The sequence below is a fragment of the Campylobacterota bacterium genome (genome assembly GCA_040752835.1).
Taxonomy (GTDB): domain Bacteria; phylum Campylobacterota; class Campylobacteria; order Campylobacterales; family Sulfurimonadaceae; genus Sulfuricurvum.
On the sequence record JBFMGG010000007.1, the window covers coordinates 424,443 to 444,333 of the forward strand.

At 52.6% G+C, this 19,891-nt stretch carries 23 protein-coding genes; 19 read left to right on the forward strand and 4 right to left on the reverse strand.

All coding sequences use genetic code 11. From position 1 onward, the window contains the following. Positions 1-80 precede the first annotated feature (80 nt). The 14 genes from AB1763_08155 to AB1763_08220 all read left to right on the forward strand — a co-directional run bounded on the left by AB1763_08155 (position 81) and on the right by AB1763_08220 (position 10,634). Positions 81-1,070: a hypothetical protein gene (locus tag AB1763_08155; GenBank protein MEW5832794.1), complete on the forward strand. Its 990-nt coding sequence runs from the start codon at positions 81-83 to the stop codon at positions 1,068-1,070. Positions 1,071-1,118: 48 nt separating this feature from the next. Further along, positions 1,119-2,420 carry a nitrogenase iron-molybdenum cofactor biosynthesis protein NifN gene (gene nifN, locus AB1763_08160; protein MEW5832795.1) on the forward strand — a complete coding sequence of 434 codons (1,302 nt, stop codon included), beginning with the start codon at positions 1,119-1,121 and terminating at the stop codon, positions 2,418-2,420. Between the two features lie 10 nt (positions 2,421-2,430). Continuing rightward, positions 2,431-2,883: a nitrogen fixation protein NifX gene (gene nifX / locus AB1763_08165; GenBank protein ID MEW5832796.1), complete on the forward strand. Its 453-nt coding sequence runs from the start codon at positions 2,431-2,433 to the stop codon at positions 2,881-2,883. 1 nt (position 2,884) lies between these two features. Further along, positions 2,885-3,337 carry a NifX-associated nitrogen fixation protein gene (locus AB1763_08170; GenBank protein MEW5832797.1) on the forward strand — a complete coding sequence of 151 codons (453 nt, stop codon included), beginning with the start codon at positions 2,885-2,887 and terminating at the stop codon, positions 3,335-3,337. 11 nt (positions 3,338-3,348) lie between these two features. Next, a complete protein-coding gene (locus AB1763_08175; GenBank protein MEW5832798.1) occupies positions 3,349-3,864 on the forward strand; it encodes a flavodoxin in 516 nt (171 codons plus the stop codon). A gap of 12 nt (positions 3,865-3,876) precedes the next feature. After that, the gene (locus AB1763_08180; protein ID MEW5832799.1) at positions 3,877-4,254 is read left to right on the forward strand and encodes a nitrogenase-stabilizing/protective protein NifW; all 378 of its coding nucleotides are present in this window, start codon (positions 3,877-3,879) and stop codon (positions 4,252-4,254) included. Next, positions 4,208-4,654, forward strand: a complete 447-nt coding sequence (locus AB1763_08185; protein MEW5832800.1) for a nitrogen fixation protein NifZ — start codon at positions 4,208-4,210, stop codon at positions 4,652-4,654. The genes AB1763_08180 and AB1763_08185 overlap by 47 nt, the downstream gene beginning before the upstream one ends. A 119-nt stretch (positions 4,655-4,773) precedes the next feature. Next, positions 4,774-5,064 (forward strand): 2Fe-2S iron-sulfur cluster binding domain-containing protein, encoded by a 291-nt coding sequence (locus AB1763_08190; protein MEW5832801.1) that lies wholly within the window; start codon positions 4,774-4,776, stop codon positions 5,062-5,064. A gap of 122 nt (positions 5,065-5,186) precedes the next feature. Beyond that, positions 5,187-6,497, forward strand: coding sequence for an RNA polymerase factor sigma-54 (rpoN, locus tag AB1763_08195; protein MEW5832802.1), 1,311 nt, complete (start codon positions 5,187-5,189; stop codon positions 6,495-6,497). A gap of 175 nt (positions 6,498-6,672) precedes the next feature. Further along, positions 6,673-8,367 (forward strand): acetolactate synthase large subunit, encoded by a 1,695-nt coding sequence (locus AB1763_08200; protein MEW5832803.1) that lies wholly within the window; start codon positions 6,673-6,675, stop codon positions 8,365-8,367. Then, entirely contained in the window at positions 8,367-8,837 is a 471-nt protein-coding gene (ilvN, locus tag AB1763_08205; GenBank protein ID MEW5832804.1) for an acetolactate synthase small subunit, read from the forward strand. The genes AB1763_08200 and ilvN overlap by 1 nt, the downstream gene beginning before the upstream one ends. 1 nt (position 8,838) lies before the next feature. After that, complete coding sequence (gene lpxD / locus AB1763_08210) at positions 8,839-9,786, forward strand: UDP-3-O-(3-hydroxymyristoyl)glucosamine N-acyltransferase (GenBank protein ID MEW5832805.1); 948 nt, start codon at positions 8,839-8,841, stop codon at positions 9,784-9,786. Positions 9,787-9,803: 17 nt separating this feature from the next. Continuing rightward, the gene (locus AB1763_08215; GenBank protein ID MEW5832806.1) at positions 9,804-10,346 is read left to right on the forward strand and encodes a hypothetical protein; all 543 of its coding nucleotides are present in this window, start codon (positions 9,804-9,806) and stop codon (positions 10,344-10,346) included. A 66-nt stretch (positions 10,347-10,412) separates the two neighbouring features. Next, positions 10,413-10,634: a hypothetical protein gene (locus AB1763_08220; GenBank protein ID MEW5832807.1), complete on the forward strand. Its 222-nt coding sequence runs from the start codon at positions 10,413-10,415 to the stop codon at positions 10,632-10,634. A gap of 46 nt (positions 10,635-10,680) precedes the next feature. Here the strand turns inward: AB1763_08220 and AB1763_08225 are convergent, their stop codons facing one another. The 3 genes from AB1763_08225 to AB1763_08235 form a co-directional block, all read right to left on the reverse strand. Then, a complete protein-coding gene (locus AB1763_08225; GenBank protein MEW5832808.1) occupies positions 10,681-11,847 on the reverse strand; it encodes a pyridoxal phosphate-dependent aminotransferase in 1,167 nt (388 codons plus the stop codon). A gap of 134 nt (positions 11,848-11,981) precedes the next feature. Then, positions 11,982-12,932 carry a GGDEF domain-containing protein gene (locus AB1763_08230; protein MEW5832809.1) on the reverse strand — a complete coding sequence of 317 codons (951 nt, stop codon included), beginning with the start codon at positions 12,930-12,932 and terminating at the stop codon, positions 11,982-11,984. Between the two features lie 218 nt (positions 12,933-13,150). Beyond that, positions 13,151-13,456, reverse strand: a complete 306-nt coding sequence (locus AB1763_08235; GenBank protein ID MEW5832810.1) for a helix-turn-helix domain-containing protein — start codon at positions 13,454-13,456, stop codon at positions 13,151-13,153. Between the two features lie 156 nt (positions 13,457-13,612). Between AB1763_08235 and AB1763_08240 the strand changes: the two genes are divergently transcribed. After that, positions 13,613-15,163 carry a diguanylate cyclase gene (locus AB1763_08240; GenBank protein MEW5832811.1) on the forward strand — a complete coding sequence of 517 codons (1,551 nt, stop codon included), beginning with the start codon at positions 13,613-13,615 and terminating at the stop codon, positions 15,161-15,163. Positions 15,164-15,221: 58 nt separating this feature from the next. Continuing rightward, positions 15,222-16,046 carry a mechanosensitive ion channel domain-containing protein gene (locus tag AB1763_08245; protein MEW5832812.1) on the forward strand — a complete coding sequence of 275 codons (825 nt, stop codon included), beginning with the start codon at positions 15,222-15,224 and terminating at the stop codon, positions 16,044-16,046. Here the strand turns inward: AB1763_08245 and AB1763_08250 are convergent. Beyond that, a complete protein-coding gene (locus AB1763_08250; protein ID MEW5832813.1) occupies positions 16,043-16,846 on the reverse strand; it encodes a tetratricopeptide repeat protein in 804 nt (267 codons plus the stop codon). The genes AB1763_08245 and AB1763_08250 overlap by 4 nt on opposite strands. A gap of 88 nt (positions 16,847-16,934) precedes the next feature. Between AB1763_08250 and AB1763_08255 the strand changes: the two genes are divergently transcribed. Genes AB1763_08255 through AB1763_08265 form a run of 3 tightly spaced genes read left to right on the forward strand, consistent with a single transcriptional unit; the run spans position 16,935 to position 19,847 of the window. Further along, on the forward strand, positions 16,935-17,819 hold the full coding sequence (locus tag AB1763_08255) for a FecR family protein (protein ID MEW5832814.1): 885 nt from the start codon (positions 16,935-16,937) through the stop codon (positions 17,817-17,819). Beyond that, positions 17,806-18,687 (forward strand): hypothetical protein, encoded by an 882-nt coding sequence (locus AB1763_08260; protein MEW5832815.1) that lies wholly within the window; start codon positions 17,806-17,808, stop codon positions 18,685-18,687. The genes AB1763_08255 and AB1763_08260 overlap by 14 nt, the downstream gene beginning before the upstream one ends. After that, the gene (locus AB1763_08265; protein ID MEW5832816.1) at positions 18,684-19,847 is read left to right on the forward strand and encodes a PDZ domain-containing protein; all 1,164 of its coding nucleotides are present in this window, start codon (positions 18,684-18,686) and stop codon (positions 19,845-19,847) included. The genes AB1763_08260 and AB1763_08265 overlap by 4 nt, the downstream gene beginning before the upstream one ends. Positions 19,848-19,891 lie beyond the last annotated feature (44 nt).

The window sequence follows — 19,891 nt, forward strand, 5'->3', positions numbered from 1 at the left end:
ATCGTATCAATATCTGATACGATTATATGGCTTAAACGAATCAAACAACTTTTGAAATCAGAAATATATAGATGGAATGAATGGAAAATAAGGACTGGGAATATCGAAAAGTTTTAGTCATGTCTGATGTTCCGATAAAAGGCACATATAGATTTAATGACTTGTTTCAAATTTTGCCTGCTGAAGAAAAAGCACCTAAACCGCCATATGTTTTGGCACATCATCCTTGTATAATTGAATTTCGATTTAAAATTGATAAAACACCAAGACAAAGATTTGATGGGTATAAATCAGAACAATGGATAGTCAACAATGATGACGCACGAAAAGTTTTAAAAGAAATTTTACTTCTCATGAATCTTTTTTCTTTTCATCAAATATTTGACTATTTTCCTTCTCAAAGTTGGTTTATACCTATGGGGAATGATAAAATAGAAGATGCACAATGGGGTCAAAATGGGTATTGGTATGATGGATTTGAGTCAAAAATAACTACATTTTCAGACGGAGATTATGATCCAATAGAATTAATTGATACAAATAAATATCTTACTCAGTACGGAAGAGTTATAGGACAGGGGTTTGACTTACCTGACCGAATAGATATGTTTCTGAAACAATATTTTGAATTGACGGATAGTAAAAGGCAATCATTTCTTTCAGCATGCTCGTTATTCAATCAGGGAAGAAAACTGTGGTCGGAACATCCAAGTTTATCTTTTACGGCACTGGTTTCTTCGTTGGAAACATTGATAGAAATTGATTTCAAGAAAAAAAAAGTGGAAAGCTGTAAAGACTGTGGACAGAAAAAATACTCATTGACTGAAAAGTTTAGAGATTTTTTCGGAAAATATGGATCACCATCTCCTGAGTTCAGAGAATACGCAACAAGAATATATAAACAGAGATCGAAAATACTTCATACAGGCAAATTATTTCTTGGTGAAGTGGAACCTATAAGATTTGGTAGTTGGGCAAATATTGATGATGATCAATTTCGAAGAAATGTAGTTACCACTTGTAGAATTTGTATGATAAATTGGCTTCTGAAACAAAACAATACTAAATAGGTACTTCTCGCACAAAACTTGCATTTTCCATGATAACAAGGAGTTGTCATGGAACCCAGCCGCACCGTTTTTACATCCCACAAACCGCTTCAAGTCAACCCGATCAAACACTCCCAGCCGATGGGGGCGACCCTCGCGTTTTTAGGGGTCAAAGACTGTATGCCCCTCATGCACGCCGCGCAGGGGTGCGCTTCGTACACCAAGGTCTTTTTCACCCGCCATTTTAACGAACCGATCGCCGTGCGCAACACCTCGGTGAGCGACATCACGGCCGTCCTGGATGGAGGGGATTACTCGATCCTGATGGCGATCGAAAACATCACGGAAAAGGAGAAAAATCTCCGCCCCAGCATGATCGGGCTTCACACGACGGGATTGACGGAGACCAAGGGGGACGACGTACGCGGTGTGGGAATACACGTCGAGATTCCTTACGTCTACGTCAACACCCCCGATTACGAAGGGGGGATGGAGAGCGGATGGGCGCTCACCGTCACGGCGATGATCGAACAGCTGACCGAACCTTCGGCAAGCATCAAGCCCAACAGGCTCGTCCTCCTCCCTCACGTGAGTCTCCAGCCGATCGAGGTCGAAAAGCTTAAATGCCTCTGCGGGGATTTCGGATTCGAAACGTACGCGCTCCCCGATCTGTCGACGTCGCTGGACGGGTACTGGGAAGAGGGACAGGGGAAACTCGCCAACGGCGGGATCAGTGTCGATGAGGTGCGCGACCTCGCCAGCGCGTCGGTCGTGGTTTCGATCGGTGCATCGATGCAAAAGGCCGCATCGGCGCTGCTGGTCAAAAATCCTTCCATCCTGCATCTGCATTTCGATCACGTCATGGGACTGGAAGGGTGCGACAATTTTGTCGGGGCACTTATGAAACTGCGACACTCCGAGCCCAAGCCGCTCGTCAAACGGTGGCGTTCGCGTCTGCAGGATGCGATGCTCGACACCCATTTCCTGATTGGAACTTCCCATTTTGTCGTGACGGGAGAACCGGACATGCTCAGCGGCATCTGCGCCCTGCTGCACAGCGTCGGCGGGACGGTCGATCTGGCCGTCTCCACGGTCCCAAGCCCGGTTCTGGAAGGGGTAAAAGCCGAACGGGTGATCGTCGGTGACCTCGAAGACGCGGAACCCTATTTTGAAAACGCCGACCTTGTGATCAGCAACTTCCATGCAGAACGGATCTTGCACAGTTATCCGCATACGGCACTGGTCATCCGGGGATTTCCGAATTACGAGGAGCTGGGGAACCCCCTCAAAAACGACCAGTTATACGAGGGGAGCACCTACTTCCTGTTCGAAGTGGCCAATGCATTGCGAAAAGTAAAACATCACGGATAGAGAGGACACTATGAATACGAAAATCACGGTTGAAGGGGAAGGGATGGTACCGAACGCGATGAAAGTCGCCTTCGCGACCAAGGACATGGAAGAGATCAACGCCCATTTCGGCGGGGCGCGGGAGTTCGTCGTCTACAACGTCTCCAAAGAGGGATTTTCGCTCTGCGAGGTGATCAAAACCGACACTACGGGGATAGAGGATGACGACAAAACCGATTTCCGGGTCCGCGCGCTGGCGGGTGTCAACATCATGTATTGCGAGAGCATCGGCGGTACGGCAGCGGCCAAGGTGATCCGCGCGGGGATTCATCCGATGAAAGTGAACGAACCCACCCTGATCGAAGAGATCCTCAAATCACTCGTGGCGATGATCAACTCCAATCCGCCGCCGTGGATTAAACGGATCATCCACATGCAGACCGAACGCGACGTCCGCCAGGACCGCTGGGCGGAGGGGGAATAACATGGAAACAGCCACGACTTTGAGCGATTTCGGGATCGAAATCGTCCGCCAGCTGCGGGCAATGGATCAGTTCGGAAACTGGGCAAAAATCGGCGACGAGGAACTCCTCATTAAAAAATACGTCAAGACCAAAGAGGAGCTCAAACAGATCCCCCTCATCGCCGACATCGACGAGATGATGATCAACGACATCAAGATGATCTACAAGGCGGTCGCGTTGTCATTCGAGCGCAAAACGGGGGTCGTATGCAACGTCATCATGGAGATGAGCCACGAGGGGTTCGGACGGTGTGCCGTCATCGCCGATCGGATCTGTATCGTCAACAAGTATTTCAAGGATGCACACCGTTTCAGCTACCGCACCCTGGATGCGCTCTTCGAGGACGGCGACAAAATGCTTGACAGCGCGATAACGATCTACGAGCAGTACAAACCGTGCATTAACCAAGGATAAAGGAGACAACGATGGCAAAAGTAGGTATTTTTTTCGGAAGCAGTACCGGGGCGACCCGCGAAGCGGCTGAACAACTCGCAGGAGAGTTCAATGGTTCCGAGCTCATCGACATGGAAGAGGACTTTGAGGGGATCGACCAGTTCGACGAATTCGACGTCCTCCTGATCGGTTCGTCGACATGGGGGCAGGGGGACCCGCAGCGCGATTGGGTCGACCCCCTCTACGAGCTCTCCAACGACCGCCCCGATCTGGGCGGCAAAAAAGTGGCCTTCTTCGGTGCGGGGGACCAAAAGACCCACGGCGAACACTTTGTCAGCGCTCTGGGGAAATTGCACGAGCTCTTCACCTCGCTGGGGGCAGAGGCCTACGGCTTTACGACTACCGAGGGGTTCGAATACGATTTTTCACTTGCCGAAAAGGACGGGCAATTCTGCGGGCTGGCGTTTGACAACGTCAACCAGGAGGAACTGACCGAATCGCGCGTCAGCGCATGGGCGTCCCAGCTCAAAAACGAGATGGGGCTCTAAAAGGAGGAAACGATGGGTACGCTGGCCGAATTTGAAAAAATCACCGATGCCGAAGAGTTCTTCGAATTCTTTGATATTAACTACGATGAACGTCTGGTTCAGGTAAAACGGTTCCATATCATGAAAAAGTTCGGGGAGTTGGTGGAGAAGGCCAAAGGCCACGACATGGGAAGCGACGCGAAACTGCTCGAATACTACAAATTCGCCCTCCTCAGCGTCTATAAAAACTTTGAAAACGGTTACAGTCCCTCGGCGGCGGACGTGTGGTCGATGTTCGACAAACCCAGCGCCTGCGGAACCTGTTCGACCGCCGGAAGCTGCAACGACATTACGGAGGTGAGCAATGGAGCCCATGCCTGCACCGGTAACCACAACAGCGTCAACTTCTGAAGAGATGCCGATCAGTGAGGAAGCCCGCCGGACCAACCTCTACAAAATGTCGGCCAAAGACGAAATCCTCCCCGTATTCCGTATCGGACAGCGGGTCAGGCTGATCAAGGCGATCCGCAACGACGGGACCTATCCTTATGCCGCCCCGGGAGATTTTCTCGTCGATGCGGGAGCGGAGGGGTACGTCCGAAAAATCGGCGATTTTTTGCAGACGATCCGGATTTACGAAGTGAATTTTTTCGAAGAGGGGGTTATCTTCGGATGCCGTGAAGCCGAGCTCGAAGCGGCGGAAGAGGAAGACGGCTACGACGAAGTCGCCGAAGAACTGCGGTGGCTTAAAGAACACCGTGCCCGAAAAGCAGCCGAAAAAACGGCGCAATCTCAGGAAAAGGGGGAGTAGCATCGCACTTTTTTTGGGATTAGGAGAGTTCGGAAATCGGTTCCGGACAGTGTGCCCGCAAGGGTTAATCCTAAACGACCCGTTCGTTTAGTGCATCATCATAATAAAAAGGAGTTGGGATGACAACACGTGTAGAAATTATGAATGACTTTCTGGCGATCAACGTCCGCCCGGGCAAGACGATCCAGGATATCGTCGAAGCTTCGGGAAGCGCTTTGCCTTTCGGATGTCGTGACGGCGAATGCGGTACCTGTGTCGTATCGGTCGAGTCGGGGATGGAGTATATGAGCGAAATCAACGACAAAGAGAAAGCGGTACTGAAAACGCTGAACGAAAGCAATCCCAAAGCGCGTCTCGCCTGCCAGATGAAAGTCGTCGCACCGAACGGACTGGTTCGCCTCAAATACTGATGCGCCCGGCGTATCCGACGTCGCGGACGGTGTTGCATCCGTCCCGGCGAAATTGATTATTTTTTAATCAGTTATCCCCGAATTCCCATCGAATCTCCCCCTATAATGAACGAGAACGAAATATGCAACGCATAGAGCGATCAAACGATTCGTATCAGGTGAAGACGATGCAGACAACTCTCTCTTTCAAACAGAAACAACTTCCCAGACTTTCGATGCAGACGTGGCTACCTTTGCTCCAATGCTCTTTGAACGACCTCGAAAAGCATTTGCAGGTGATTACCAATGAAAACCCCTGCCTCGAAGTCAAATCGGGCTTTGAACAGTCCAATGCCTCTTCGGGAGGTTCATCGGCCTACGGGGCGTTTCAAAACTACGTTTCCAACGCCTCGTCCGACCAGATCGAATGGCTCAGCATCGCTTCATCCTCCCTGTACGAAAAGCTCGACGAACAGATCGTCGCCCCGCTGTTTCCGACGCCGATTTCACAGAAAATCGCCCGCCAGATCGTTTATTACATCAATGAGGAAGGGTATTTCGAAGGGAGCGTCGAAGAGGTCGCCCGCCAGTGCGATACCGACCCCCAGAGCGTCGAGCGGGTGCGACAGCGTTTCGCCCATCTCGAACCTTCCGGCGTGGGCGCGCGCGATTACAAAGAATCGTTTTTGTTCCAGCTCGCGGATTACGATCTTGACGATGAACTGAGTATTTTGCTCAGTGCGATGATTTTGCAGTTCGATAAAATGGAGAAATTCATCAAGCATCCCCGTCTTTCCGATGCCAAACACGTTTTGCAGCATCTGAAAAACCCTCCGGCACTTGAATACATGGAACCCGAGGCGCAGATTACCCCGGACCTGTTCGTCGAGTTTTCAGGCTCCGAACTCAACATCCGGATCAATCATGCCTTCTACCCCGATTTGCAGGTCCATCAGATCGACAAATACGACCATTTCGCCAAACAGAAATTCAAAGAGGCGCGCGAACTCGTCAAGCTCCTTGACCTGCGCAAAGCGACGCTGTACAACGTCGCGCTGGTTCTGCTCGAAAAACAGTACGCTTTTTTCATGGGGGGCGAGCTCAAACCTCTGCGCCTTCAGGACGTCGCCGACGAACTGGGCTTCAACGAATCGACCATTTCCCGTGCCATCGCGGACAAATACATCCAGACCGAGCGTGGGCTTTATGCGTTCAAGGACTTTTTCTCGAACTCCATCGGAGAGGTTTCGACGTCCGAGATCAAACACTTTTTGCAGCGCCTGGTGCAGAGCGAAAACAAAGATGACCCCTACAGCGACAAAACGCTGCACGAAATGATCGAAGAACGTTTCCGCGTCAAAATGGTCCGCCGCGTCATCGCGAAATACCGACAGGAACTCGATATCCCCTCCTACAAAGAGCGGCAGTTTTTGTACAGGCTGGAGCTCCTTTAGCTCCTTGGCCCCTTCCTTTTCCCCGCCTTAACGTAATTTATAGCTTCTTTCTTTTATAATGGGCCAATTTTTTTCCGTTATATTCCCGGAACTAGAATCGTCCGCCTCTTTCGCGCGGCAAGCTTTAGTACCATAGCGGTAAGCGTAATAAATCAAACAGTATAAAGGAGACGACATGCAAATCAGCGGTGCGCAGATGGTTATCGAAGCACTTATCGCCGAGGGCGTCGACGTGGTGTTCGGATACCCCGGCGGAGCGATCATGAACGTCTATGATGAGATCTACAAACAACGCTCTTTTCAGCACATTCTGACCCGCCACGAACAGGCGGCGGTCCACGCGGCGGAGGGGTATGCCAAAGCGACCGGCAAAGTAGGGGTCGCGATGATCACCTCGGGTCCGGGATTCACCAACGGCGTAACGGGACTGGCGGATGCCTACATGGATTCCATTCCCCTTGTCGTCATCAGCGGGCAGGTTCCCATGTCGCTCATCGGAACCGACGCGTTCCAGGAGATCGACGCGGTCGGGATAAGCCGCCCGTGTACGAAGCACAACTACCTCGTGACCGACGCGGCCGACCTGCCGCGTATCCTCAAGGAGGCCTTCTACATCGCCCGCACGGGCCGTCCCGGTCCGGTTCACGTCGACATCCCCAAAGACGTGACGGCGCAGATCGCGACGTTTGATTATTCCAAAGAGGTCGAACTCGAAACCTACAAACCGACGACCAAAGGAAACGCCCGCCAGATCAAAAAAGCGATCGAGGCGATCGCCGCGGCCAAACGGCCGCTCCTTTACCTCGGCGGGGGCGTCGTCAGTTCGGGTGCCGCCGATCTGGTCCGCGAGTTTGCGCGGATGACGCAGATCCCCGCGGTCGAGACGTTTATGGCGCGCGGGACGCTCTGCTTTGACGATCCGCTGCTTATCTCGATGCTCGGGATGCACGGTTCGTACGCGGCGAACATGGCGATGTCCGAGACCGATCTCGTCATCGGCCTGGGCGCGCGCTTCGACGACCGCGTCACGGGAAAACTCTCGGAGTTCGCCAAAAACGCCCAGATTATCCACGTCGACATCGATCCCGCATCGGTTTCGAAACTGGTGCATGCCCACTTCCCGATCGTCGGCGACGTCAAAAACGTCCTTGAACAGATGATGCCGCTGGCGCGTGAGCAGGTCGATCCGGCACGTTATGCGTCGTGGCACAATACGATTGCCAATTTCAACAAGCTCCACCCCCTCTCGTACAAAGAAGAGGGAGACCGTCTCAAACCCCAGTGGGTCATCGAGCGGATCGGCCAGCTGCTGGGCGAAAACGCCAACATCTCCACCGACGTCGGACAGCACCAGATGTGGACGGCGCAGTTTTATCCGTTCAGTCGCCCCCGCCAGTGGATCAGTTCGGGCGGTCTTGGGACGATGGGATTCGGTTTCCCCGCTGCTCTTGGGGTCAAGCGCGCCGATCCCGAACGGGTTAGTATTAACATCACCGGGGACGGTTCGATCCTGATGAATATCCAGGAACTGATGACGGCGGTCGAGTACAAGCTCCCCGTCATCAACGTCATCCTCAACAACAACTTTTTGGGGATGGTACGCCAGTGGCAAACCCTCTTTTACGACAAGCGCCACTCGCAGACCGATCTCTCGATGCAACCTGATTTCGTCAAGCTCGCCGAAGCCTTCGGCGGGGTAGGGTACCGCGTCAACACCAAAGAGGAGTTTGACGCCGCCCTCAAAGACGCGATCGACAAAAATGTCGTGGCGATCATTGACGTCGTCGTCAACCGTTTCGAAAACGTTCTGCCGATGGTTCCCGCGGGCGGATCGCTCTTTAACATGATGCTCGAATACAAGGAGAAATAATGGAAAACGCACGCAGAGTTATTTCCGTTATCGTACTGAACGAGGCGAGCGTCCTCTCACGCATCGTCGGATTGTTTTCAGGGCGCGGCTACAACATCGAGTCGCTCACCGTGGCACCGATCCCCGATTCGAAATATTCGCGGATTACGATTGTCACTGCCGGTTCGGTACGGGTGATCGAGCAGATTACCAAACAGCTGCACAAACTGATTCCCGTTTTGAAAGTCTACGAGCATGCCGATCTTGTCGAAAAAGAGATGGCGATGGTCAAGATCCCCCTGAACGAATCGCTCAGCGATATCGAAGCGCTGGCCCACGCCTACAACGGCCGCATCGTCAACGTCGGCAGCGATACCCTGATCGCGATGGTAGCCGATGAGCCCTCACGCGTCGGCCATTTCCTCGAAGCGATCAAGCGTTTTCACCCAAAAGAGATCGTCCGTAGCGGCTCTGTCGCCCTGGAGAGATAAGATGACACTCTCCGAAATCGCATCGATCGTCGGATGCAGCGTCGAAAACGGTAACATCGAAATCGCGTCGATGAATACGCTGCAGAATGCCCAGAAGGGAGAAATATCGTTTCTCTCCGACGGAAAATACGAAAAAGAGCTGACCGATACCAAAGCCTCGGCCGTCATCCTCCCCGCCGCTAAAGCCGCGCTTCTGCCGGAGGGGGTGATTGCGCTTCCCAGCGACGAACCCTACATGGCGGTAGCGAAGCTTTCGAAATATTTCGCCAAGCCGATCCAAAGCAGCGACCAAGCGCCTCTCATCGGCGAAGGGACGGTCGTATACCCGACCGCACACATCGAAAACGGCGCCCTGATCGGAAAAAACTGCACGATCATGAGCGGGGTTTATGTCGGGGCCGAGGCACGCATCGGCGATAACGTTGTTCTCTATCCCAACGTTTGCGTCTACCGCGACTGCGTCGTCGGCAACGGCGTGAGCATCCATGCCGGAACGGTGATCGGAAGCGACGGTTTCGGATACGCCCACACCAAAACGGGCGAACACGTCAAACTCTATCAGAACGGAAACGTCGTAATCGAAGACGACGTCGAGATCGGGGCCAACTGTACCGTCGATTGCGCGGTATTCGGTTCGACGCTGATTAAACGGGGCTCGAAAATCGACAATCTGGTCCAGATCGGCCACAACTGCGTGGTCGGCGAATATTCGATCCTCGTTTCGCAGGTGGGGCTTGCGGGATCGACCACGTTGGGGCGCAACGTCGTGATGGGTGGCCAGAGCGCGACGGCCGGACACCTGAGCATTGCCCCCTTTACAACCCTGGCTGCCCGTGCCGGAGTAACAAAAAATGTTGCAAAAAGTGGCGTTTACAGCGGCTTTCCGCTCATGGAGCATAAATTGTGGCTGAAACTGCAGGCAAAATTGGCTAAAATGATCGAATCCTAAAGTCGGAGGAATCGCGGATGAAGAGATGGATGGCAGGGATTGTGATGAGTGCGGCATTGCTCAATGCCGCCGACGCCCCGGGTGAATTCCGGATGCCCGACATCGTTCTCGATGCGATCAAACACTGCGAATGCCTTCAGGAAAACGGGGCGTGCAATCCGCACGTCATCCGGATCAACGCGATCGAAGACGCCCAGCGTGCGGCAGCAGCGGGATTCGCCGTCAACGGCCATCTGATCCGCTGCGGTTCGACGCAGGAGTGCGCGATGCAGGCTCAGGCGCTGATTGAGGGAGGAATCACGAACCTCGACCTCGGGCCTTACCAGATCAATTACAAATACCATCCCAACCCTTTCGTCCACGAATATTTCGACGAGCCGACGGCCCGTGAAAAGGCTAACGGCATCCTGACGCGACTGGTCAAAAGTTTCGGCTATTCTTGGGAAACGCTCGGCCGCTACCACCACGCCCCCACCGATCCGGCGCGCAATGCCCGCTACTACCGCAAAATGTACGCCTATATCTACGGCAACGGCTTCAAAGGCGAAGGGACCGATTGAATTTAAGGTTGCTTTAGCCAAAATCGGCTAAACTCTTTCCCATATCATTATCGATTAGGAGATTGTATGAGCTCAGGTGCAACGATTATCAGTGAAATTCCTCTCGACGGTACGAAAAAAGGGGTCATCAGTATCAGTAAAATCGATGAACCTTACGGTGAGGGGAGCGACAGCGTCGCAAGTATCGGAGTATCGCTCTCGGGTGATGCCAAAAACCCCGAATGGAAAGTTCACATCCCAATGGGAAACATCGACGCCGTCGTAGACGCATTGAAAAGTATTAAATGATTTAGAAGTCCCCGCTATTTCGTGCGGGGAATGTGAAAGAAAAAAGTTATTTTTTGGATGCGACAAACGTCGCGATACGTTTGATCCCTTCACGAATGCTTTCGATATCGGTCGCAAAACTGAAGCGGAAGTACCCCTCAGAACCGAACCCTACGCCCGGAACGACGGCGACCCCCTGATCTTCCAGCAGCTCTTTACAAAACTGCATCGAATCGTTGCTCACTTCTTTGATGTTGACGAACAGGTAAAAGGCTCCGGCAGGAGAGAGGACGCTGAGACCGTCAACCTCGTTGAAGAGTTTGACCGCTTCGTCGCGCCGCGCTTTGAACTGAACGCGCATCGCTTCGATGTCGGCGTCCGCTTCGCCGTTGAGGCCGACGATCGCCGCTTTTTGCGTAATGCTGTTGATGTTCGAAGTGCTCTGGCTCTGGAGTTTTTTCGTCGCCTGGATGATTTCGGTATTGGCCGCGGCCATGTACCCGAAACGCCATCCCGTCATCGCGACCGATTTGGAGAGGCCGTTGATCGTGACGGTGCGTTTGAACATATCGTCGCTGACTGCCGCGGCCGAGGTGAACTCGCCGTCGTAGATCAGTTTTTCGTACATTTCGTCGCTGGCGACGATGACATCGGTCCCTTCGAGCACTTTGCCCAGGGCAACGAGTTCCTCACGCGTATAGACCGCACCCGTCGGATTCGAAGGAGAGGTGAGGATCAGCATTTTTGTTTTCGGCGTCAATGCCGCTTTGAGTTGCTCGGGGGTGATTTTGAACCCGCTCGCATCGTCGGTCATGATCTCGACGACGCTTCCGCCGCAGTACATAACCAGTTCGGGGTAGGTGACCCAGTAGGGAGCGGGAATGATGACTTCGTCGCCGGCTTGGATCGTACAGGCAAAGAGGTTGTAAAGAGAGTGTTTCGCTCCGTTGTTGACGATGATCTGATTGGGTTTATATTCCAGGGCGTTGTCCCGTTTGAGCTTGAGGGCAACGGCGGCTTTGAGTTCGGGGATCCCGTCTACGGCGGTGTATTTCGTAAAGCCGTCGTTGATCGCTTTGATGGCGGCGTCTTTGATCACCTGCGGGGTGTCGAAATCGGGTTCGCCGGCAGAGAAACTGAGGATATTTTTCCCCTGAGCTTTGAGTTCTTGTGCTAAGGTTGAAATTGCGATGGTAATCGATTCGGAGAGTGTGTTGACGCGATCGGTTAACATGGGAAGGCCCTTATAAAAAATTTTGAAATTGTAGCATGGATAGGATTAAATTTTTGTCTTTGTAAAGAGAATAATCCGGCAGGGTGTAACGAACCGAAACCCGACCGTCCGTGAAGGAGTCGTAGGGTTACACTTTACTCTTGGGGCTTGGGGGTGTCGAAAACGACAGTGCAGTTTTTGCGGGCTTTTTTGGCGCGGTAGAGGGCATCGTCGGCACGCTCGATCAGGGTATCGTGAGTATCGCCGTGGCGGTGGAGCGTTACCCCGATACTGACGGTGACGTGAATGGTTTTCCCCGCATAGATCAGATGACTGTGTTCGATTTTCGAGCGGATTTTATCGGCGATCGGAAACGCCTGATCCAGATCGCAGCGGTTGAGGATGACCGCAAACTCCTCGCCGCCGTAGCGATAGACCTTGTCCCCCGAACGGATGATCGATTTGATGCTCTGCGCAAGGAAGTAGAGGACTTTGTCCCCTGCAAGATGGCCGTATTCGTCGTTGAGAAGCTTGAAATTGTCGGCATCGATCATCATCAAAACAATAGGAAGCTGTTTGTCTTTGCCCGCTTCGATGATCCGGCCCAGATCGTCGATAAATGCGCGGCGGTTTCCCACCTGGGTGAGGGTATCGGTCGTGAGGCTTTCGACGGCGTTTTTGAGTTCGGCACTCAGGGCATCGATTTTTTGCTGTGCCTTTTTCAGCTCTTGTGTCATATTCTGGCCCAGTTCGCTGAGCCCTTCGACGAAAGTGACGCACCGCTCCAGGTGATTCCCCGCGACGTTTTTAAGGTACTGTTCCTGCAGCTCCGCGACGTGGGAGATATCCGAATGGGTTTCGGCAAAAGCGTTGAGCGAGCGATGGGCGATGTCAAGATAGCGGCTCAGCCCTTCGTGGTTTTCGTCGGTGGAGGTTTCGTCGGGTTTATGGTTTTTGAGGAGATTCTTATCGGCCTCTTGAACAAATATGGCGTCAAAATGCTTTTTATAATGGGAGGGATAGGGCGGGATGTGCTGTTCGCGCAACGCTTCTATCGTCCGGTCGTGGATGGCGAATATTTTTTCGTATACGGTCTTTTTGCCCATGCTGGTTTGCTCTTGAATGTAATGTGTCGGTAAATCGTCGGGGATGATTGTAGCATGTTCGCCGATGCATTTGTAGCGTGTTTGAATTATAAGTCGCAGAAATAAGCCAATTTACAATTACGGGATAACAAGAATGCCTCAAGGTACAACGCTATTACGCGGTATTCAATGCGCAATCGTAAATTCTAATGGTTTCTGTTAGGGTGTCAAACACCCGTTTACAGGAGAATGTAGCCGATTTTAGGTATTGAGCGGATGGGGAGCCCCGGGATCTTTCTGCGCAGATTGCTGACGATGATTTTAAGGGCATTTCGGCTTTTGTTTTCAGACGAAAGGAAAGCGTATTCAAGTGTTTCGTAGAGCAGCGTTTCGCCGCGGTAATAGAGCAACAGTTCCAGTACGGTGATTTCGGAATGGGAGAGAAAAACACGTTTGTCTCCGTCGACGACCAGTTTTCCTTTTGTATCGTAATACGTATCTTGATGAAGGGATATTCGGTGGAAATGGGGTTGATGGCGCTGCATGGTTGCCTCATTCTGATACAATGGATAAATCCATGATAAAGAATAAAATATTAAATAAAAATTAAGTCTATCAAAACAATTTACAAACTCTAATCGATTATAATTTCTCTGAATGTTGCATTCTCCCTAACCTATAACCAGAAGATATACCGTATCATGAAAGAAAAAATCCGCAGGATTCTGCCCTATATCATTGCCGCCATCGGCCTGTATCTGTTTTTGATCGTCATGGTCAGCCTTTTTTTCCTCGATCGGTACGAACGAGAAAAAAAACTCTATCTCCAAAAACGGCTCGAGACCGCATCGGTTGAAATCGAAACGCTGAAGCTGACCTACGACACCATCGCGCGGACGATGTTCGATTCGTCGATCAACACCCCCTGCGTTACCGAAATGATGGCCCGCGCCGCGGACGGGGACGATGAGCAAAAAGAGCGGATACGCCATCAGCTTCACGGCCATTTTAGCCGTTTGTACCGATCGCTCGAAGAACACAATGTCCGCCAGCTCCATTTTCACCTGCCCGGTTCGGTCAGTTTTCTGCGGTTTCACCGCCCCGAAAAATTCGGAGACTCGTTGCAGGGTATACGACCGGCGATTGATGCGGTAAACCGCACGCGCCGAAGCGTCAGCGGATTCGAGGAAGGGCGTATCTTTAACGGATTCCGCCATGTATTTCCGCTGTTTCATGAAGGTCGGTTCGTAGGGACGGTCGAACTGTCGTATTCTTTTGATGCGATCAAACGGTTGGCCCAAAACCTCTATCCGGCGTATTACACACTGATCTTGCGCCGTAGTGTCGTGGAAAACAAAGTTTTCAGCGATGAACGCTCCAATTATTCAACTTCGGCGTTAAGCCCTGATTATCTTGTCGACAACCGACTTCATGAGAGGGGGCGCTATCTGTTTACCAAAGAGTGGCTCAGCCGCCTCAATGCCGTGTTTTCAGAGTCCTTTGAAGATTTTGAAGATCAGCGTACACCCCGTATCATCCCCGCGGTTTTGGACGGTAAAGGGTACCTGATGCTGCTAAACCCGCTGGAGAGTTTTGACCGTAAGCACGTCGGGTACATCGTTGCGTATCTGCCGGACCAGCATCTGATCAATCTGGAAAGCAACTTCAAAACGGTCATCATGTTTGCCCTGATCCTAGGCGTCCCGCCGACAGTGATGATCGTCTATTTCCTATACCGGCTTCGTCAGCACCACAAGCTGTTGATCCGTCACGCCAATACCGACCGGCTGACGCGGATTGCCAACCGTGCATCACTGCTGTACCAAATCGGTTTCATGATCAAAAACGCGCGTCGGGGACGTACGCCGTTATCGGTAATCTTTTTCGACATTGATCATTTCAAGCAGATCAACGACGCACACGGCCACCGGATGGGGGATAAGGCGCTCGTCGATGTCAGCACTCTCGTAAAAAAGCGGATTCGTGAAAGCGATATCGTCGGCCGGTGGGGTGGGGAAGAGTTTATCATTCTGCTTCCGCATACGAAATTACACGATGCGATCATGCTGGCCGATGAGATTCGGATACTCATCGGCGCCTATCCGTTCGAACACGGCTACATGAGCTGCAGTTTCGGCGTTGCCGAACTCGAAGAAGACGATACCGAAGAAACCCTCATCAACCGGGCCGATGCGATGCTCTACCAGGCCAAAGAACAGGGACGAAACCGCGTCTGCCCCGCGCTGGAGTAAAGAGCGGGACAGAGATTTCGGTGTATAATCGCTCATTGTCATTAGTGAGGAGCGGGGCATGGACCGGGAGTTGGCGTTTATCCAGCAGTTTTATCTCAGAACAATTGATTTTCTGGCGAATTACAGTTTTCAGATCATCGGGGCGGTCATTATCGTTCTGCTCGGATGGTTTTTATCCAAATACATCTATCGGGTACTGATCCGTTTTTTTGGAAATCACGATTTCGATCCGACGCTTGGAAAGTTTGCCGCAAACATCGCCAGGCTGCTGGTTTTCGGTGCGATGGTCGTAGTGGCCATCGGTAAACTCGGGATCTCGATTGCTCCGTTTGTCGCCGCCGTAGGGGCAGTTTTCCTTACCGCAGGACTCGCGATTCAGGGAAGTGTGGCCAACTATGCCGCCGGTATCTCGCTCATCATTACCCGGCCTTTCCGGATCGGGGATACGATTCTCGTCAACAACGTTTACGGCGAAGTCGAAGAGATCAAACTTGCCTACACGACTCTGAGAACCGAAGACGAAGAACTTATTACCGTTCCGAATAAAAACATGATCGGCGAGGTGATCGTCAACTCATCGAACTATCGCATCGTCGAATCGCGGGTCGGCATCGCGTATGCGGATGATGCCGAAAAAGTGATCGCTCTGATCAAAAGCGTCATCGGCGCGTGCGATTTCGTCTCGACCGAACATGCCGCGATCGTAGGAATCGAAAGTTTCGGGGATAGCGCGCTGGTTATCGGGATGCGTTACTGGGTTCCGACCCGCAATTTTTTCAGGTTCCAGTACGAAGTCAATCTTCTGGTTTACAATGCGCTGCGGCGGGAGGGGATTACGATTCCCTTCCCGCAAAGGGAAATCGCGATCGTACGGAGTGTTTAGGGAGCGGGGTGCTCAATCCGCTTCTGGAAAATGCGTTCCACCTCTTTTTGTTCGGTCGTTTTTACCCCAAGGCAAAAATCGTCAAATATGTTGATCTGGGTCGCGGCGGAAAATTTGGTATCGATGTGACGCAAAACGATTTTGTTCTCTTCGAGCGAAACCTCGCCTGCGGCATTACTGGCAAGGGGGGGAATGGTGCATTTGTCGGCCTGATAACCGTCTTTGCTCCATTTGCCGCTAAGCGTCTGACCGCTCATTTCGAGCTGGAACGTTTCCTTGATGCCAACGTGCACCGGCACTTTGCCTACAAGGCTGTAGGTAGATATGACGTCGTTGTCGTCGGGGGTTCGGCTGGAAATGAGCGTAATACGGTTGTCGGAGATTTCGAGTTTGAAATGCCGGCCGTAATTGTCGATCCACACGCCCGCCAATGCCGCAACTTTCTGGGCCTGTTCCATGCGGTATTCGAGCTTGATGATCTCGTCGCGGATTTTCGGCGCGTCATCGGCTTTGGGATTGAGATTGAGGTAATGCTGATAGCTGTCCATCGCCTCTTTGTAGCGGCCGAGTTTGGCCTGAACCGATCCGAGATTGTACCATGCCGCGGCAAGATCGGGGGCGATTTGCGTCGCTTTGGCGAACTGTTCGGCGGCTCCGGCGAGCTCTTTTTCCGATTTGGCCATTTCGATGGCGGCGATACCGCGTATCAGATAGCGCCGCCCCTCTTCGGATCGGTCGTCCGCGAGAGCGGCCCCCAGCAGAACTGCGGAGAGGAAAGCGGCTTTTAACGTCATAGTCATCATAGGTCCTTTGCGGAGTGTTGTCCGTTTTTCTGTTACTTTGGTTATTATACATATCTCAGAGTAAAATAGTTGCAAGGGCAGATCGATGAAACGCTTTTGGATTGTAATGTTGTTGGCGGGTTGGATCGAAATCTCTTCGGCGGCCGAAGCGGGGGTGCAGGCATTGGTTTGGGCGCAGAAAGAGCGTGATGGTGCGATGGCCGCCGTTTCCTCCGCCGAAAAACGGCTGGAAGCGGCGCAAAGCGATCTGCGTGTCGCCCAAGCGGTCCAAAACGACCCTCAAACCGCTAAAGACCCCGATGCGTCGGCGGTTGCCCGCGAAGCGGTGAGGGTAAGTCATCAGGGTGTGCGGGAAGCGGAAGGGCTGCTGGAACGTGCCAGGGTTTTGTTGCGCAAAAAAGAGCACTTCCTCCGTTCGGTCCGTGAAGCCGCATCGTCCGGCAAAGGGAACGAGGGTATCTTCATCCCCACCGGCGGCGAAGTCAAACGTTCATGGAACGGCGTCGTTTCGGATGCCGACACGCCCGCGCTCCTACGAGCGGGAGAACGGGTCGATGTCGGCAGGGGCGGATCGGCGAAGCTTTTTGTAGCGGGCGGGGATGCCGAAGTGGATGTCGGCGAAAACAGCAGTTTTAGCGTAAACCGTGAAGGAGAGGGGGGATTTGAAGCACTACTTTCCGATGGGGTCGCCCATGTCAAGGCGAAGCTGAAGCACTATTTCGGCAAAAAGTTCGAAGTCAGAACCCCTGCGGCGGTATGCGCGGTTCGGGGAACCGAATTTACACTCAGCCACCATTCCTGGGGGAGCCGGATCGAAGTTTTCGAAGGGACGGTATCGGTACGCACACCTTCGTCCCAAACGGTGATCGAAGTGCATGCCGCTCAGGGGTGCGACATTCTGAACGACAAGGGGGTCCAGCCTCCCACAGCGTTGAAAGACCGGCAAGGCGGCGCCCATGATCCGCGCTAAAGCCGCTGCCGCGTTGGCGGCGGGGATGATCGCCGTTTCCCCGATTCACGCCGAGTACTGCATCGACTGGAGACCGTGGCTGCAGAAATACGCGGGGCAATCGGGTCACTGCTGGCCGACCGAGTCGGAGTGCAACGCCTATTATTTTTCCCGCTGCATGAATTCCAATTACAAACACGATTGCGCCGGGCCGTGCTATTTCAAACCCGGAATGTACCCCAAAACCGGGGCGGCAAAGAGTCCAAAAAGTGATGACGGGGCGGCGGCCGCGGCCAAAAAAGCGGCTGCGCTAAAACAGCAACAGCAGCAAGACGCGCTTAAAAAAGCGTTTCAGCAACAGCAGTTTAATGCCGAAAAAGAGGGGCTGCTCGGCAGTATGAAAGGGGTGCCGCCTTCCTTTCCTTCCAATCAGATCGTTTTAAAACCGGTTCCTCCGGCACGCTCTCAACTCGATTGCATCGCCAACAACGAAGCGAACCGCAGCTGGGAATTGCGCGCGCCCAACTGTACCCCGGTTCTTCCCAGCGTGCCCGAACCGGGGAAACCGGTCGAAGCCGTGGGAACGACCACCTACGATCCGCAAATGTTGGGCAAGTTCATCGAAACCCTCCATCAACGCGTTTCGACCGCCAGAGAGTCGCTGTCGAAGCAGGATGCCGCGATTAGGGCCATGGAAAAAGAGATATCCCAAAAAGAGATGCAAGCACCCGATACGAAACTCCCCAAAGGGGAAAGCGACGCGCTCAAACGTGCGCGTGAAGCTCTCGCCAAAGCCAAGGCCGATCGCGAACGGACCGCCCAGGAACTGGCACGTCTTGAACAGCAGGAAAAAGAAGCGAAAAACAGCCTTGAGGGAGGACCACGATGACGATCAAAACTTTGATGACGATCAAAACTTTTCATAACATAGGGATGGTGTTGATTCTTTGCGTATCGGCGGCGTATGCCGCGGAATCGGCTCAGGACGCGCGAAAATACATGGTCCGCGGCGTGGCGGCAATCGAGATGGCGAAAACTCCGGCAGAGCTCGAGGAAGCGGCGGCCGAATTTGTCCGGGCAACCGAGCTGGATCCGTCATTGGCGGCAGCATGGTATAACCTGGGGTCGATCAAAGCAAAACTGGGAGATTATAACGGCGCCATTGCGAGTTACAAACGCTACCTCTCTTTGGTTCCCAAAGCCGAGGATGCGTCCAAGATTCAAGACGAGATCATCAAGCTTGAATTCAGACAGGAAAAGGCGCTTAAATCATCATCCCGCCAAGGGACGTGGGTCTCAGCGGACGGGACACCTTTCATCCTAAAATCCGATGGTAACGGTATGACTTTGGAAACCGATCGGCACTTTATTACGGACGATGAGGCCGAAGGGACGTATCCTCTGGTCGGCAAGATGTGGATCACAGAAAAAGAACAGTTGAAATACGATCTGCAAGTAAGCGGCAATAAGCTCTCGGGAACATGGAAGCATTCATCGTTCAAGGCGGGTGAATGCACGATTCCCGAAGAGAGCGGAGAGGTGACCGGCGAAATTAAAGATTCGGAAAAAAAGATCGTCTTGCGGTATGCGCGGATCAAATATCTCGCGACGAACAGCGGTTCCCTGTTCGGAGACGACTATTGTGCCGGAGTCAAAGCGAAAGAGACAAAAGAAACCGAAACCGTTTTCCGGGGGCCGCTTCCAAGAGGAGGCATTATGGCTGTTCTTTCGGGAATTCACTGGTATTGGCCGGGCGGGTTTTCATCCATACAGACGGGATGGACGGGTCATTTGATCGTCAGTGACGTCAATCCCAACGCTCCGGCCTTTGCAGCGGGACTGCGTGCAGAGGATATGATCTTGGCAATTAACGGAGTTGAAGTAAAGGGATTGCCTACGGCACAAGAAGCCATATTGCTTTTGCGCGGCGATATCGGAAGTGAAGTCGTACTGGACGTGTTGCACAAGGGTGAGGAAAAATCGGTCACCTTACGTTTCAAGCGCGTCAACGTATGGGATTACGTGCGCGGAAAGTCGTGGGTTAACTGATAGTTTCAGAAATGAACAGTATAATCATTTAATTCAGTAATTCG

What these genes read in the sequence shown, in the direction of transcription:
- AB1763_08155 (MEW5832794.1), top strand. Translation starts at nt 81, where the DNA reads ATGGAAAATAAGGACTGGGAATATCGAAAAGTTTTAGTCATGTCTGAT.
- nifN (MEW5832795.1), top strand. Translation starts at nt 1,119, where the DNA reads ATGGAACCCAGCCGCACCGTTTTTACATCCCACAAACCGCTTCAAGTC.
- nifX (MEW5832796.1), top strand. Translation starts at nt 2,431, where the DNA reads ATGAATACGAAAATCACGGTTGAAGGGGAAGGGATGGTACCGAACGCG.
- AB1763_08170 (MEW5832797.1), top strand. Translation starts at nt 2,885, where the DNA reads ATGGAAACAGCCACGACTTTGAGCGATTTCGGGATCGAAATCGTCCGC.
- AB1763_08175 (MEW5832798.1), top strand. Translation starts at nt 3,349, where the DNA reads ATGGCAAAAGTAGGTATTTTTTTCGGAAGCAGTACCGGGGCGACCCGC.
- AB1763_08180 (MEW5832799.1), top strand. Translation starts at nt 3,877, where the DNA reads ATGGGTACGCTGGCCGAATTTGAAAAAATCACCGATGCCGAAGAGTTC.
- AB1763_08185 (MEW5832800.1), top strand. Translation starts at nt 4,208, where the DNA reads ATGGAGCCCATGCCTGCACCGGTAACCACAACAGCGTCAACTTCTGAA.
- AB1763_08190 (MEW5832801.1), top strand. Translation starts at nt 4,774, where the DNA reads ATGACAACACGTGTAGAAATTATGAATGACTTTCTGGCGATCAACGTC.
- rpoN (MEW5832802.1), top strand. Translation starts at nt 5,187, where the DNA reads ATGCAACGCATAGAGCGATCAAACGATTCGTATCAGGTGAAGACGATG.
- AB1763_08200 (MEW5832803.1), top strand. Translation starts at nt 6,673, where the DNA reads ATGCAAATCAGCGGTGCGCAGATGGTTATCGAAGCACTTATCGCCGAG.
- ilvN (MEW5832804.1), top strand. Translation starts at nt 8,367, where the DNA reads ATGGAAAACGCACGCAGAGTTATTTCCGTTATCGTACTGAACGAGGCG.
- lpxD (MEW5832805.1), top strand. Translation starts at nt 8,839, where the DNA reads ATGACACTCTCCGAAATCGCATCGATCGTCGGATGCAGCGTCGAAAAC.
- AB1763_08215 (MEW5832806.1), top strand. Translation starts at nt 9,804, where the DNA reads ATGAAGAGATGGATGGCAGGGATTGTGATGAGTGCGGCATTGCTCAAT.
- AB1763_08220 (MEW5832807.1), top strand. Translation starts at nt 10,413, where the DNA reads ATGAGCTCAGGTGCAACGATTATCAGTGAAATTCCTCTCGACGGTACG.
- AB1763_08225 (MEW5832808.1), bottom strand. Translation starts at nt 11,847, where the DNA reads ATGTTAACCGATCGCGTCAACACACTCTCCGAATCGATTACCATCGCA.
- AB1763_08230 (MEW5832809.1), bottom strand. Translation starts at nt 12,932, where the DNA reads ATGGGCAAAAAGACCGTATACGAAAAAATATTCGCCATCCACGACCGG.
- AB1763_08235 (MEW5832810.1), bottom strand. Translation starts at nt 13,456, where the DNA reads ATGCAGCGCCATCAACCCCATTTCCACCGAATATCCCTTCATCAAGAT.
- AB1763_08240 (MEW5832811.1), top strand. Translation starts at nt 13,613, where the DNA reads ATGAAAGAAAAAATCCGCAGGATTCTGCCCTATATCATTGCCGCCATC.
- AB1763_08245 (MEW5832812.1), top strand. Translation starts at nt 15,222, where the DNA reads ATGGACCGGGAGTTGGCGTTTATCCAGCAGTTTTATCTCAGAACAATT.
- AB1763_08250 (MEW5832813.1), bottom strand. Translation starts at nt 16,846, where the DNA reads ATGACTATGACGTTAAAAGCCGCTTTCCTCTCCGCAGTTCTGCTGGGG.
- AB1763_08255 (MEW5832814.1), top strand. Translation starts at nt 16,935, where the DNA reads ATGAAACGCTTTTGGATTGTAATGTTGTTGGCGGGTTGGATCGAAATC.
- AB1763_08260 (MEW5832815.1), top strand. Translation starts at nt 17,806, where the DNA reads ATGATCCGCGCTAAAGCCGCTGCCGCGTTGGCGGCGGGGATGATCGCC.
- AB1763_08265 (MEW5832816.1), top strand. Translation starts at nt 18,684, where the DNA reads ATGACGATCAAAACTTTGATGACGATCAAAACTTTTCATAACATAGGG.